This window comes from Micromonospora carbonacea, from assembly GCF_014205165.1.
Taxonomy (GTDB): Bacteria; Actinomycetota; Actinomycetes; order Mycobacteriales; family Micromonosporaceae; genus Micromonospora; species Micromonospora carbonacea.
Window position 1 is genome coordinate 3,972,443 of record NZ_JACHMZ010000001.1, and the last position, 13,410, is coordinate 3,985,852.

Below are 13,410 nucleotides of genomic sequence, written 5' to 3' on the forward strand. Positions count from 1 at the left end.
CGTGTGCGGATCACTGCGGCGGTGCTGGAGAAGGCGGGAGCGCCGTTCACCCTCCAGCAGCTCGACCTCGCCGAGCCGGGGCCGGACGAGGTGCTGGTGCGGGTGGACAGCGTCGGCGTCTGCGGCACGGACCTGGAGTTCTCCACCTTCTTCCCCACCCCGGCGGTCCTCGGCCACGAGGGCAGCGGCGTGGTGGAGCAGGTGGGCGCGCGGGTCACCGGCGTCGCCGTCGGGGACCACGTGGCCATGAGCTTCGCCTCCTGCGGCGAGTGCCCGCTCTGCCTCGGCGGAAACCCGGCGTACTGCCGCCGGTTCGACGCCGTGAACTTCACCGGGCGGCGGCCGGACGGCAGCTCGGCGCTGTCCCGCGACGGCGCGCCCGTCAACGGCCACTTCCTCGGCCAGTCGTCCTTCGCCAGCCACGTGGTCGCCCCGGCCCGCGCCGTGGTGCCCGTCGCCAAGGAGATCGACCTGCGGGTCGTCGGCCCGTTCGGCTGCGGCTTCGGCACCGGCGCCGGCGCGGTGCTCAACGTGCTGCGCCCGGAGGTCGGATCGTCCCTGGTCGTCTTCGGCGCGGGGGCGGTGGGCGTCGCGGCGATCCTGGCCGCCCGCGCGGCCGGCTGCGCCGTGGTGGCCGCCGTGGACGTCAACGCCGGCAAGCTGGACACCGCGCGGCTGCTCGGCGCGACCCACGGGGTGCACTCGGCCGCCGGGGACCCGCGCGAGCTGCTGGCGGCGATCGCCCCGCACGGCTTCGACGTCGCGATCGACACCACCGGCCGGGAGGACGTGCTGCGCACGGCGGTGGAGGTCCTCGGCCCGCTGGGCCGCTGCGGCGTCATCGGCGTCGGGCCGAGCGAGCGGATGAGCTTCGACTGGCGCAGCATCCTCAACGGCCGCACCGTCACCGGCATCATCGGCGGCAACAGCCTGCCGCAGGTCTTCCTGCCGAAGCTGATCGACCTGCACACCGCCGGCCGCTTCCCGGTGGACCGGCTGATCACCTACTTCCCGTTCGAGCAGATCAACGAGGCGGTGGCGGCGGTACGCGCCGGCGAGGTCGGCAAGGCGGTCCTGACCTTCTGAACCTCGATTCGTGACACCGTCTCGTGATGCGAGCGAGCTACGCTCGTCGTCCGACACCCCAGTGGCGCGGCTGGGCAACACCGCGCAGCGTCCCGCACCCGTGGAGCTCGTCCCCATGACCGAACAACCGCTGACCGCGCCGGCCACCCCCTTCGACCACCACTCGGCCGAGTGCAACGCCGACCCCGTGGGCTACTACGAGGCGTACCGGCAGACCTGCCCGGTCGGGCGCACCACCGCGCACGGCGGCTTCGTCTACACCACCCGGTACGCCGACGTGGTCCGCATCGCCCGCGACGACGACACCTTCTCCTCCGCCCGGTCCGTCGCCGGGGGCGACGGCACCGCCATCGTCATCCCCCGGGGCCCCGGCCTGGAGCAGTACCCGATCGAGCTGGACCCGCCGGCCGCCACGGAGTACCGGGACCTGATCAACCCGCTGCTCACCCAGGACGCGGTGGCGAAGCTGGCCCCGATGATCGCCCGGCACACCACCCGCGTGATCGACTCGTTCGTCACGGAGGGCTCGGTCGACTTCGTCCGCGACCTGACCAACCCGCTGCCGGCCGCCGTCACCCTCGACTGGCTGGGCTTCCCGGAGGCCGACTGGGCCAAGCTCGCCGGCCCCATCCACGACATCTTCGCCGCGCTGCCCGGCAGCGAACGCGCCGCGCGCGGGGCCGCCGGCCTGGCGTACCTCGACCAGCGCATCCGCGAGCTGATCGTCGAGCGCCGCGCGCAGCCGACCGGCGACGCCGTGAGCTACCTGGCCACCCAGCGCCGCCCCGACGGCGAGCTGTTCGACGCCGACGAGCTGGTCTCCGTCATCGGGCTGCTGATCGCCGGCGGGGTGGACACCACCACCTCGCTGACCGGGTCGACGCTGGTGCACCTCAGCCGCCACCCCGAGGACCGGCAGCGGCTGATCGACTCCCCCGACCTGCTGCACAACGCCACCGAGGAGTTCCTGCGGGCGTTCGCCCCGTCGCAGTCGATGGCCCGCACCGCCCGCGCCGACGCCGAGGTGGGCGGCTGCCCGGTCACGGCCGGCGAGCGGGTGCTGATCCCCTGGGTCGCCGCCAACCACGACCCGGCGGTCTTCCCCGAGCCCGAGCAGATCCGGCTCGACCGCGACGCCACCCGGCACCTCAGCTTCGGCATCGGCAGCCACCGCTGCGCCGGCGCGCACCTGGCCCGCCTCATGTTCCGCGAGATGATCACGCAGGTGCTCACCCGGCTGCCCGACTACCGGGTCGTCGAGGAGGGCCTGGTCACCTACCCGACCCGGGGCAACCAGACCGGCTGGGACGCCGTGCCCGCCGTGTTCACCCCCGGCCCCCGCGCCGCCGACGCGCCGGGCGCGCGCCAGGCCGCCGGCCCGGCCGTCGACCGGGACCTGCGCGTGGAGGTCGCGGCCCTCGCCGCCGACGACGTGCTGGAGGTACGCCTCGCCGACGCCACCGGCGCGCCGCTGCCGCCCTGGGCGCCCGGGGCGCACCTGGAGGTGCGGCTGCCGTCGGGCCGGGTCCGGCAGTACTCGCTGTGCGGCGACCCGGACGACGCCCACCACTACCGCATCGCGGCCCTGCGCGAGGCGGGCGGCCGGGGCGGCTCGGTCGAGCTGCACGCGGTGGCCCGCGCCGGGGCGACCCTGTCCGTGCGCGGCCCGCGCAACCACTTCCCGCTCGTCGACGCCCCCGGCTACCTGTTCCTCGCCGGCGGCATCGGCATCACCCCGATCCTGGCGATGGCCCGCGAGGCGCACCGCCGGGGCGTGCCGTTCCGGCTGGTCTACGGCGGGCGCACCCGCGCCTCGATGGCCTTCGCCGACGAGGTCGTGGCGCTGGCCGGGGACCGGGCCACCCTGCTGCCGCAGGACGAGGCCGGCCTGCCCGACCTGGCGGCGCTCGTCGCGTCCGCCGGGCCGGACACCGCCATCTACTGCTGCGGGCCCACCGCGATGATCGGCGCGCTGGAGCGGACCTGCGCCGAGGCGGACCGGTCGGGGCAGCTGCACGTCGAGCGGTTCACCGCCGGCGACGACCTGGAGGTCGCCTTCGACCCGGCGGCCAACACCGAGTTCGAGGTGCACCTCGCCCGCACCGGGGCGACCGTGCGGGTGCCGAGGGACCGCCGGATGATCGACGTGCTGCGCGAGACGGTGCCCGGCCTGACGTACGACTGCGAGAAGGGCTATTGCGGCGCGTGCGAGACGCGGGTGCTGGCCGGCACGCCGGAGCACCGCGACTCGCTGCTCACCGAGGCCGAGCGCGCGGCCGGACGCAGCATGATGATCTGCGTGGGCCGCAGCAGCTCGGAGCGACTGGTGCTGGATCTCTAGCACCCGCCTGCTGGACGGGCCGGCCCTCGCACCGGAGCCGGCCCGTTCGGCGCGGCGGCGCTACGGGCCGGCGGGGCCGTTGCGGGCCGCCAGGGCGTCGAGGATCAGGTCGAGGCCGAACTCGAACTGCCCGCCGAAGTCGTAGCCGGGCTGCCGGACGTGCTGCGTGGCGAACTCGACCAGGTGCGGGTAGTCGCCCGCCGCGAACCCCTCCATGATCGAGTCCGCGACCTCGGTGGCGGAGTCACCGCCGTCGAACGGCAGCGACGCCTCCTGCAACACGAACCCGAAGACGTACGCGTCGACGATCGCGTACGCGTGCGCGGTCATCGGCAGCGAGAAGCCCCCGGCCCGCAGCACGCCGAGCATGGCGTCGTGGTGGCGCAGGGTCGCCGGCCCGGGGCTGGTCCGGGTCTCGACCAGCGCCAGCGCCCAGGGGTGCCGGGCGAGCACCGCGCGGGCCGAGAGGCACCGCCGGCGCACCTCGGCCCGCCAGTCGCCGCCCGCCCCGGGCAGTTCGATCTCGGCGAAGACGCCGTCGACGAGCGCGTCGAGCAGCTCGTCCTTGTTGCGGATGTAGTGGTAGAGCGACATCGGCCTGGTGTCGAGCTCGGCGGCCAGCGACCGCATGGTCAACGCCGCCAGGCCGTGCGCGTCGGCGATGCCGACGGCGGCCCGCAGCACCCGCTCGCGGCTGAGCTGCCGCCCCGCTCCGCCCACCGTCCGGCCCCCTCCGCTCGACACCGCGTTGACCGCGCTGGCGCGCCGAGCCTATCGTACTTAGTACCACGTACTTAGTACGAAAGCCTGGGAGGCTCGATGTCCCTCCGTGTGGCCGGCCGCTGCGCCGGCGCGTTCTTCCTGCTGGCGTTCGTCGCCTACGGCGTCGGCAGCGCCCTGCCCGGGCAGCCCGCCGGGGCGGCGCTCGTGGCGCTCAACTCCGCCCTGGTCGCCGCCATCGGCGCGCTGGCCTTCCGGGCGCTGCGCCCCGGAGCCGCCTGGGGCTACCTCGTCGCGCGCGGCGCGGAGGCGTTCCTGCTCGCCGCCGGGCTCGTCCTGCGCGACTCCGCCGGGGCCGGGGCAGCCGACATCGTCTACCAGGCGGCCATGCTGTCCCTGGGCCTGGGCAGCGTGCCGTTCTGCCTGGCCCTGGCCCGGCAGCGCTGGCTGCCGCGCTGGCTCGCGGGCTGGGGAGCCGCCGGGTACGCGCTGCTGGCGGCCGGCGCGGCGGCCGAGCTGTCGGGGATCCGGGTCGGGTTCGCGCCGGCGGCGCCGGGCGGGCTGTTCGAGCTCGTGTTCGGCGTGCTCCTGCTGGCCCGCGGCTTCGCCCCGGCCACCGGCGGGCGGCCCGACCCCACCGGGGGCGCGCCGTCGAGCGCCGCCGGGGCCGGCGACACCCGGGTGTGGCGCGCCGCGCGGGCCGCCGGGGTCGGCCTGCTGCTGATGGCGATCCTCGCCGGGCTGGCCACCTTCGGCGTCGTGCAGCGCCTGGCCGCCGCCGACGCGGCCGGGGCCACCGGCCTGCCGCTGTCGCACCAGCGGGCCCTCGTCCTGGCCGTCGTCGCCCTGCTCGCGGTGGCCTGCCTCGACGTGCTGGTCGCCTGGGCGCTGCGCGCGTTCCTCGCCGACGCCGGCCGGGCCGTCGCGCTGCTCGCCGCCTGGTGCCGCACCGGATACGCCGTCGTCTTCGCCGTGGCGATCACGCATCTGGTCGCCGCCGCCGGCCTCCTGCGCGACGGCGGCACCGACCGGATCGACGCCGGCGTCCGCGCGCGGATCGCCGACTTCGAGGAGGTCTGGAGCGTCGGCCTGCTCCTGTTCGGCGTCCACCTGCTGCTGATCGGGTGGCTGGCCTGGCGGTCGGCGGCCGTGCCGACCTGGGTGGCGGCGCTCGTGGCGGTCGCCGGGGCGGGCTACCTCGCCGACTCGATCGGCGCGCTGGTGCCGGCCGCGTACCCGGTGCAGGTCGCCACGGTCACCTTCGTCGGCGAGGTCGTCCTCATGGGGTGGCTGCTCGGGTTCGCCGCGCGCCGGCGTCCCGGCCGGCGGGCCGACCGGGACGCGGGCCGCGCCCGCCAGGCACAGCCGGCGTGATTGCGGTGGGCCGGCACGACGCGGACGGCCCGCCGCGCCACGACTCTGGGGCGCTGCGGGCCGTCCTGACGAGGGGCCGGTGGGTCAGTTGCCCCACTCGAAGTTGGGCTCGACCGCCTCGGCGATGCGGAACCGGCCGCCCGGCGCGATCTCGCTGCCGCGCTCGCTCACCACGTGCTTGCCGAAGCCGGTGACCAGCGGCCGGCCGACGTCGCGCTTGAGCCACAGCCGCAGCAGGTGGCGGCGGCGCTCCGGCTCGGGGAAGTCGACGTAGCCGGTGCGCGAGTGCAGGGCGGCGTAGTTGAGCAGCCACTGCACGTCCCCGGGCTGGAAGTCCATGTCCAGGGCCAGGCCGGGGGCCTGGGACACCTCGTCGTAGAGGTGCAGCAGCTCGATCTGCGCCTCGGTGAGCCGGGGCACCTCCGGGTAGTCCTGCGCGGAGAAGATCATCGAGCTGCCGGCGTACGTGCTGAAGACGCCGTCGACGTAGCTGCAGATGGGTGAGGTGTAGGTGCGGGCCGGGGCGTCCGGGTCCTGCCGGTGCCAGTCCCAGTGCCACGGCTCGAACAGCAGCGGCGCGAGGTCCGGCCGGCGGCGCAGGATCTCGTTGTAGATGGTGGTGCCGCTGACCAGGCTGCTCGCCCCGCCGGCCTTGGCGGCGCGCAGGCACATCAGCGCGACGACGTCGGAGCTGTCGGAGTGGAACGGCAGCCGGTCCCGCACCCGCGAGGGCAGCGCCGACGGGTCGTCGAGGGTCTTGTTGGAGGTGGCGATGACGTGGTCGAGCACGTCGCCCATCTGGTTCTGCCCCATCGGCACGCCGAGGTGCAGCCCCATCAGGTAGAAGATGGCACCGGCGAGGGTGTCGCCGTACGCCTCCGTGCGCAGCCCGCGGACGAGGATGAAGCCGCGCCCGGAGTCGAGCTGCCGGGCGCACTCCTCGTTGAGGCCGGCGCAGGCCGGCAGCGGGTAGTCGGCGGCGGTCACGGTGCGCAGGTCGGGGTTGTCGGCGACGAAGCGGCGGCCGACGTTCTCCAGCTCGTCGAGCTCGGTGTCGCTGAGCTGGTAGACCCACTCGGTCGAGGTGCGCAGCTCGTCGCCGCGCCAGGCGGACGGGCCGGAGATGGGGGCGAGGTCGATTGCGGTGGTCATGATGATGCGCTCCGAGGGTCGGTTTCTGACGGGTACGGGTCGGTGCCCCGGCGCGGGCGGTGCCACGGGCCGGGCGATCGACGGCAGGGGCGGCCTCGCCGCCGGTCCACGGCGGCGGGGCGGCCCGTCAGAAGGGGGTCTGCGGATCCCCGGCGGCGGTCCCGGGGCGCATGCCCTCTCGCGGCGGGTGTACCCGCAGCGGCTCCTCGTAACCGCGCACCAACAATCCAGCGCCTTGCGGAACTCGGATCATGGCGTCTCCTGCGGCTGACGGTGTCGCCCCAGGCTAGGGCAGCCCCAGCGCAACGTCAAGAGAGACGGCGTCTCGCAATCCGACAAGCAGCCCGAGGGCGCCTCCCCGGAATCTAAGACATTTCCCAAATGCATTGGCCAGCATCGATTCTGATCGCCGCGCAGGGCGGCCGGTCAGACGAGGAGCGACCCATGCCCGTACGAGAGTCCGACACGATCCCCGGCGCGACGCCCCGCCCGGCCCGCGCCCTCGCCGCCGGGCCGGACGGCTGGCGAGGGCCCCTGCTGGACCACCTTCCACCGCGCGAACGCCGGCTCTTCCACCGGTTCGGCCAGGGGCCCGAGGCGACCGTGCCCGACCTGCGCATCCACCACGCGTTCGAACGCTGGGCCGCCGCCACGCCCGACGCCGTCGCGGCCGAGCACCTCGGCGTGACGATCAGCTACCGCGAGCTGGACCGTCAGGCCAACCGGCTCGCGGCCCGGCTCGCCGACCTCGGCGTCCGGGCCGGGGACGCCGTGGGCGTCTTCGCCAGCCGCTCGCTGCCGATGCTGGTGGGGATCCTGGCGACGCTGAAGGCCGGGGCGGCCTACGTCCCGCAGGACGTCCGGATCACCCCGCACCGGCAGCTGCGGCAGGTCGCGACGACCGCCCGGTGCCGGGTGGTGCTGACCACGGCCGGGGCCCTGGACGCGGTGCCGGCGCTGCCCGGCGTGCCGCGGCTCGCCGTCGACGAGCTGACGGCGCAGCCGCTGCCGCCCGGCCGGCACCTGAGCGCCCCCGGCACCGACCGCCCGGCGACCGCCGCCGACGGCTGCTACGTCCTGTTCACCTCCGGCACCACCGGCACGCCGAACGGGGTCACCGTCACCCACGGCAACGTCGCCAACCTCCTGCTCACCGCCCCGGGAAACCTGGGGATCGGGCCGGGCCGCCGGGTGGCCCAACTGCTCAACGTCGCCTTCGACATGGCCGCCTGGGAGATCCTCGGCTGCCTCGCCAACGGCGGCACCCTGCTCGTGCGCGACCGCGACCTCACCGCCACCGCCGCCCGCGCCGACGTGGTGATCGCCACCCCGTCCGTGCTCGGGCGCATCGACCCGGACCGGTGCGCCGGGGTGCGGACGGTCGCCGTGGCGGGCGAGCCCTGCCCGCGCCCGCTGGCCGACCGGTGGGCCGCCGGCCGCGCCTTCTACAACTGCTGCGGGCCGACCGAGACCACCATCGTCAACACCATGCACCGGCACCGGCCCGGCGGGCCGCTCACCATCGGCCGGCCCACGCCGAACAACACCGTCTACGTCCTCGACGCCGACGGGCGGCCGTGCCGCATCGGCGAGGCCGGCGAGATGTGGGCCGGCGGCGGCTGCGTCTCCGCCGGCTACCTCGACAACGACGCGCTCAACGCCGAGCGGTACGCCCCGGACCCGTTCCTCGGCGACGGCCGGCTGATGTTCCGCACCCGCGACCGGGGCCGCTGGACCGCCGACGGGGAACTGGAGCACCTGGGCCGCACCGACGACCAGGTGAAGGTCCGCGGCTTCCGGGTCGAGCTGGACGCGGTCTCCGCGGTGCTGGAGGCGGCGCCGGGCTGCCGGGCGGCGGTCACGCTCAAGCTGACCGACCGCGACCTGGTCTCCTTCGTCGCCCCGGCCGGGCTGGACCCGCAGCGGTGCCGGGACGCGGTGGCCGCCGCGCTGCCCTACTACTGCGTGCCGGCGGCCGTGCACCCGCTGCCGGAGCTGCCGATGACCGGGCGGGGCAAGGTCGACCGGGACGCGCTGCGCCGGCTCGCCCTCGACCTGCGCTGGCAGTGGGCGCACATCGAGGAGGCGGCGGCGTGACCACCACCGGCCTGCGGCCGCAGCCGGCCCCGCCCGCTCCCCCGCGTACCGACGCGGCGGCCCCGCCCGGCGACGGGCCGCCGCCCCCGGTGTCGACGCTGCGCCGGGTCCTCGCCCACCCCCGGTTCATGCACCACCACCGCCTCGTCGCGGCGGTGCTCGCGGCCAACGCCGCGCTGCTGGCGTACGGCCTGGCCGCCGGCTGGTGGCGCGGGCCCGGCGCGGCCGAGGCCCTGGGGGCCGCCGCGCTGGCCAACGTCGCGCTGGCGGTCCTGGTGCGCCAGCAGCACGTGATCAACCTGCTGTTCTGGCTGGCCACCCGCGCGCCGACCCGGTGGCCCCTGCGGATCCGCTGGACCCTGGGCAAGGTCTACCACTTCGGCGGCCTGCACGTCGGCGGGGCACTGGCCGGCACCGCCTGGTATCTCGGGCAGCTCGGCGCGCTGACCGCCGCCGGCGGGCGCGGGCCGGGCGGGACGGGGGCGCTGGTCACCGGGTACGCGACCGCCGGCCTGCTGCTCGCGGTCGTCGGCACCGCCCTGCCGCCGGTGCGGGCCCGCCGGCACGACCTGTTCGAACGCACCCACCGCCTCGGCGGCTGGGCGGCGCTGCTGCTGCTGTGGGCGCAGGCCGGGCTCCTGGCCGGCGGCCCGGTCGCCCTCGCCGCCTCGCCGCAGGGCTGGGCGCTCGCCGGGCTGACCGCCAGCATCGCCCTGCCCTGGCTGAGGCTGCGCCGGGTGCCGGTCGTGGTCGAGCGACCCTCGTCGCACGTGGCGCTGGTCCACTTCGACCACGGGGTGACCCCGTTCCCCGGCTCGTCCACCGCGATCAGCCGCAGCCCGCTGTGGGAGTGGCACTCCTTCGCCAACGTGCCCGCGCCGGGGCGCTCCGGCTTCCGGCTGACCGTCTCCCGGGCCGGCGACTGGACCGGCCGGTTCATCGACGACGCGCCGCAGCGGGTCTGGGTGAAGGGGATCAGCACCGCCGGGGTGGCCAACGTCGAGACCCTGTTCCGGCGGGTGGTCTACGTGGCCACCGGCAGCGGCATCGGCCCGGTGCTGCCGCACCTGCTGGCCGAGCAGGTGCCGGCCCGCCTCGTCTGGGTGGCCCGTCGGCACCGGGAGACCTTCGGCGACGCGCTGGTCGACGAGATCCTCGCCCACCAGCCCGACGCGCTGCTGTGGGACACCGCCCGCGACGGCAAGCCCGACATGCTGCGGCTGGCCTGGCAGGCGTACCGCCAGTTCGACGCCGAGGCGGTCATCTGCATCTCGAACCGCCCGCTGACCTGGCAGGTGGTGCGGGGCATGGAGGAACGCGGCGTCCCCGCGTACGGGGCGATCTGGGACTCCTGATGGACGGGCCGCCGCCCGGGACCGCGCCGGTCCCGGGCGGCCGGCTCAGAGCGCGCCGATCTGGTAGCCGAGCCCGTGCACGGTGCGGACCACCCCGTCGCCGAGCTTGCGCCGCAGGTAGTGCACGTACGTGTCGACGACCGCCTCGGTGCGGTCGGCGCCGAAGACCCGCCCGCGTAGCTGGCTGCGGCTGTGCACCATGCGGGGCTGGGTGGCGAGCAGCCGGATCAGCTCGAACTCCCGCCGGCTGAGCGTCACCTCCCGGCCGTCGGGCAGCCGCACCCCGCGTTGGGCCAGGTCGAGCTGCCCGGCCCCGATGGGGATCAGCTCCGCGCCGTCGAAGCGACGGCGGGTCAGCGCCCGGACCCGGGCCATCAACTCCGCCACCTCGAAGGGCTTCGGCAGGTAGTCGTCGGCCCCGGCGTCCAGGCCCCGGATCCGCTCGGTGGGTTCGGCGAGGGCGCTGAGCATCAGCACCCGGGCGGCGACCGCGCAGCGGCGCAGCCGGATGAGCAGGTCGACGCCGTCGATGGCGGGCAGCCGCCGGTCGAGCATGATCACCTGGTACCGGCCGCGCAGGGCCAGGTGCAGGCCCCGCTGCCCGTCCCGGGCCAGGTCGATGCGGTAGCCGTCCCCGCTGAACAGCTCGATCAGCATGTCGGCGAGCTCCGCGTCGTCCTCGACGAGGAGCAGCGGGCCGTGCGCCGGGGCCGGCGGGTCGTCCATTTGTTTATGGTCCCACCGAATGCTGAGAAGGTTGACCCGCGGAATTCTCCGCCGGTCGGGACCCGGTCAGGACCCGGTCAGCTCGCGCTCCCGGCCCGCCCGGTCCCGACCTGCCCACCAGCAGAAGGGCCACCGGGAACCGGCAGCGTCGCCGTCCGACGACACCGCGCCGGGCCGCGCCCCGCCACGCAGCGGCAGCCGTACGGTGAACGCGGCCCCGACCCCCGGCCGGCCGGCGGCGCTGATCGTGCCGCCGTGCGCGGTGACCACCTCGCGGATCAGGGCCAGCCCGAGCCCGACGCGGCGGTCCCCGGAGCCGGGTCCCCGATGGAACCGGTCGAAGATCCGGTCGGCGTGCCGGGGGTCGAACCCCCGGCCGGAGTCGGTGACCACCAGCTCGACGTGCTCCGGGGCCGCCGGGCGCAGCCGCACCTCCACGCGGCCGCCGGCCGGGGTGTGGTTCAGGGCGTTGGCCAGCAGCTCCGCCACCACCCGGCGCAGCGCGGGCCCGACGCCGTGCACCGGCACCGGGGCGTCCGCGCCGGCCACGGTGAGCGTCACCCCGTGCTCGGCGGCGCGCGGCACGTCGGCCTCCACCGCCTCGGCCACGAGCGCGGCGAGGTCGACCGTGGCCGGCGGCCGGGCCACCGACGTCGTGTCGGCCAGCCGGGCCGACAGCAGCAGCTCGTCGACGATCTCCCCCAGCCGCCGGGTGGTGTCCAGCAGCCGGTCCAGGTCCGCCCGGTCCGCGTCGTGGCCGGAGCGCGCCGCGCGCCGCGCCAGCAACTGCGCCGCCGTGTGCACCCGGGTGATCGGGGCGCGCAGCTCGTGGCTGGCGTCGGCGACGAAGCGGCGCTGCCGGTCGAGCGCCTCGGCCAGCGGCAGCACCGCCGCGCGGCGCAACCGCAGGTCGGTCACGGTCGCCGCGACCAGCACCGCCGCCGCCGCGAGCGACATCCCCCACAGCAGGTAGCGCCGCTCGGCGAGCTGGAAGCGGGCGTCGAAGACCACCTGGACGACCTCGTCGCCGCGGAGCTGCGTCCGCACGTGGTAGACGGTGCCGTTGCGGGCCACCTGGCTGACCTGCGGCCGACCGGTGCGGGCCACGGTGTGGATCGCGTCGTGCCTCGGGAAACCGGCCGGGGGCGCTCCGGCGTGCCCCGTGTCGCTCGCGCCGCCGAAGATCCAGGTGCAGCCGGACGGGTCGGCCGGGCGGCCGTGCAGCACCGCCCAGTCGAGCTCGTGGCGGATCTTGGCCTGCTGGACGTGCAGCAGCGCGGCGTACGCGACGCCCCCGAACAGGGCCAGCAGGGCGACGGTCAGCAGGCCGACGGTCAGCCCGGTGCGCGGTCGGGCGCGGCGCACGGCCGGCCGCTGCTCGTCGGTCAGCGGCACCGGGCTACCGCCCCCCGCCCTCCCGCACGGCCCCGCTCCCGTGCGCCAGCATGACTACCGACCCGCATCCATCGAAGATGGCACATCACCCATCCGAGCGGAAGGGATCACCGAGCGTCCTCCCGGATGGCGGACCCGCCGGCCGCCCAGCGCCGGGCCAGCTCGGCGCAGACCAGCAGCTGGAGCTGGTGGAACAGCATCAGCGGCAGCAGCACCAGGCCGACGGTCTGGGGGCTGAACAGCACCGCCGCCATCGGCAGCCCGGTCGCCATGCTCTTCTTCGACCCGCAGAAGATGGCGGTGATCCGGTCGGGCCGGGCGAAGCCGAACAGCCGCGCCGCCCCGGCGGTGGCGAGCAGGACCACCAGCAGCAGCGCCGCCAGCACCCCGAGCAGCGCCAGCAGCCGGCCCGGCGAGGTGCGCTGCCAGACCCCGGCGACCACCCCGGCGCTGAACGCGGTGTAGACGACCAGCAGGATCGACCCCCGGTCGACGAGGGTGAGCACCCGCTTGTGCCGGCCCATCCAGCCGCCGAGCCAGGGCCGCAGGGCCTGGCCGGCGGCGAACGGCAGCAGGAGCTGGGCGACGATCTCCAGGATCGACCCCGCCGAGAAGCTCACCGCGCCGGTGCCGGCCAGCACCACGCCGGCCAGGACGGGGGTGAGCAGCACGCCGGCCACGTTGGAGAAGGAGGCGCTGAAGATGGCGGCCGGCACGTTGCCGCCGGCCATCGAGGTGAACGCGATCGACGACTGGACGGTGGAGGGCACCACGCACAGGAACAGCAGCCCCTGGTAGAGCTCCGGGGTCAGCACCGCGGGCTGCAACACCCGGGCGGCCAGCCCGAGCAGCGGGAACAGCACGAACGTGCTCGACAGCACCAGGGCGTGCAGCCGCCAGTGCCGCGCGCCGGCCCACGCCTCGCCGGGCGAGATGCGGGCGCCGTAGAGGAAGAAGAGCAGCCCGATGGCGAGGGTGGTCGCCACGGACGCGCCGTCGGCGAACCGACCCCGGGCCGGCAGCACGGTGGCCACCACCAGGGTGGCCAGCAGGGCCAGGATGTACGGGTCGAGCGGGATCCGGGACAGCCAGCGGCGCACGATCGACCCTTCCCCGACAGTCACCACAATTCGAGACAGCGTCTCGCCCCGTGATGCTGCTACG

At 75.6% G+C, this 13,410-nt stretch carries 10 protein-coding genes; 5 read left to right on the forward strand and 5 right to left on the reverse strand.

Annotated elements, in window-relative coordinates; all coding sequences use genetic code 11:
* Positions 1-3 precede the first annotated feature (3 nt).
* Positions 4-1,086, forward strand: coding sequence for an NAD(P)-dependent alcohol dehydrogenase (locus tag HDA31_RS16950; protein ID WP_178064451.1), 1,083 nt, complete (start codon positions 4-6; stop codon positions 1,084-1,086).
* 115 nt (positions 1,087-1,201) lie between these two features.
* Positions 1,202-3,427 (forward strand): cytochrome P450/oxidoreductase, encoded by a 2,226-nt coding sequence (locus HDA31_RS16955; protein WP_178064450.1) that lies wholly within the window; start codon positions 1,202-1,204, stop codon positions 3,425-3,427.
* Positions 3,428-3,487: 60 nt separating this feature from the next.
* Here HDA31_RS16955 and HDA31_RS16960 read toward each other — a convergent pair whose 3' ends face one another.
* Positions 3,488-4,147: a TetR/AcrR family transcriptional regulator gene (locus HDA31_RS16960; RefSeq protein WP_178064449.1), complete on the reverse strand. Its 660-nt coding sequence runs from the start codon at positions 4,145-4,147 to the stop codon at positions 3,488-3,490.
* 99 nt (positions 4,148-4,246) lie between these two features.
* Here HDA31_RS16960 and HDA31_RS16965 point away from each other — a divergent pair, with 99 nt between their 5' ends.
* Complete coding sequence (locus tag HDA31_RS16965; RefSeq protein WP_178064448.1) at positions 4,247-5,521, forward strand: DUF4386 family protein; 1,275 nt, start codon at positions 4,247-4,249, stop codon at positions 5,519-5,521.
* 84 nt (positions 5,522-5,605) lie between these two features.
* On the opposite strand, the gene HDA31_RS16970 is transcribed toward HDA31_RS16965, so the two are convergent.
* The gene (locus HDA31_RS16970) at positions 5,606-6,673 is read right to left on the reverse strand and encodes a TauD/TfdA family dioxygenase (RefSeq protein WP_074477750.1); all 1,068 of its coding nucleotides are present in this window, start codon (positions 6,671-6,673) and stop codon (positions 5,606-5,608) included.
* 444 nt (positions 6,674-7,117) lie between these two features.
* Here HDA31_RS16970 and HDA31_RS16975 point away from each other — a divergent pair, with 444 nt between their 5' ends.
* Together HDA31_RS16975 and HDA31_RS16980 are read left to right on the forward strand one after the other, a co-directional pair.
* Positions 7,118-8,770: an amino acid adenylation domain-containing protein gene (locus HDA31_RS16975; RefSeq protein WP_178064447.1), complete on the forward strand. Its 1,653-nt coding sequence runs from the start codon at positions 7,118-7,120 to the stop codon at positions 8,768-8,770.
* Positions 8,767-10,125, forward strand: a complete 1,359-nt coding sequence (locus HDA31_RS16980) for an FNR domain-containing protein (RefSeq protein WP_221486627.1) — start codon at positions 8,767-8,769, stop codon at positions 10,123-10,125. The genes HDA31_RS16975 and HDA31_RS16980 overlap by 4 nt, the downstream gene beginning before the upstream one ends.
* A 45-nt stretch (positions 10,126-10,170) precedes the next feature.
* Here the strand turns inward: HDA31_RS16980 and HDA31_RS16985 are convergent, their stop codons facing one another.
* The 3 genes from HDA31_RS16985 to HDA31_RS16995 form a co-directional block, all read right to left on the reverse strand.
* Positions 10,171-10,851 (reverse strand): response regulator transcription factor, encoded by a 681-nt coding sequence (locus HDA31_RS16985; protein WP_178064446.1) that lies wholly within the window; start codon positions 10,849-10,851, stop codon positions 10,171-10,173.
* 66 nt (positions 10,852-10,917) lie between these two features.
* Complete coding sequence (locus HDA31_RS16990; RefSeq protein WP_178064445.1) at positions 10,918-12,246, reverse strand: sensor histidine kinase; 1,329 nt, start codon at positions 12,244-12,246, stop codon at positions 10,918-10,920.
* Positions 12,247-12,353: 107 nt separating this feature from the next.
* Positions 12,354-13,370, reverse strand: coding sequence for a bile acid:sodium symporter family protein (locus tag HDA31_RS16995; protein ID WP_246384582.1), 1,017 nt, complete (start codon positions 13,368-13,370; stop codon positions 12,354-12,356).
* Positions 13,371-13,410 lie beyond the last annotated feature (40 nt).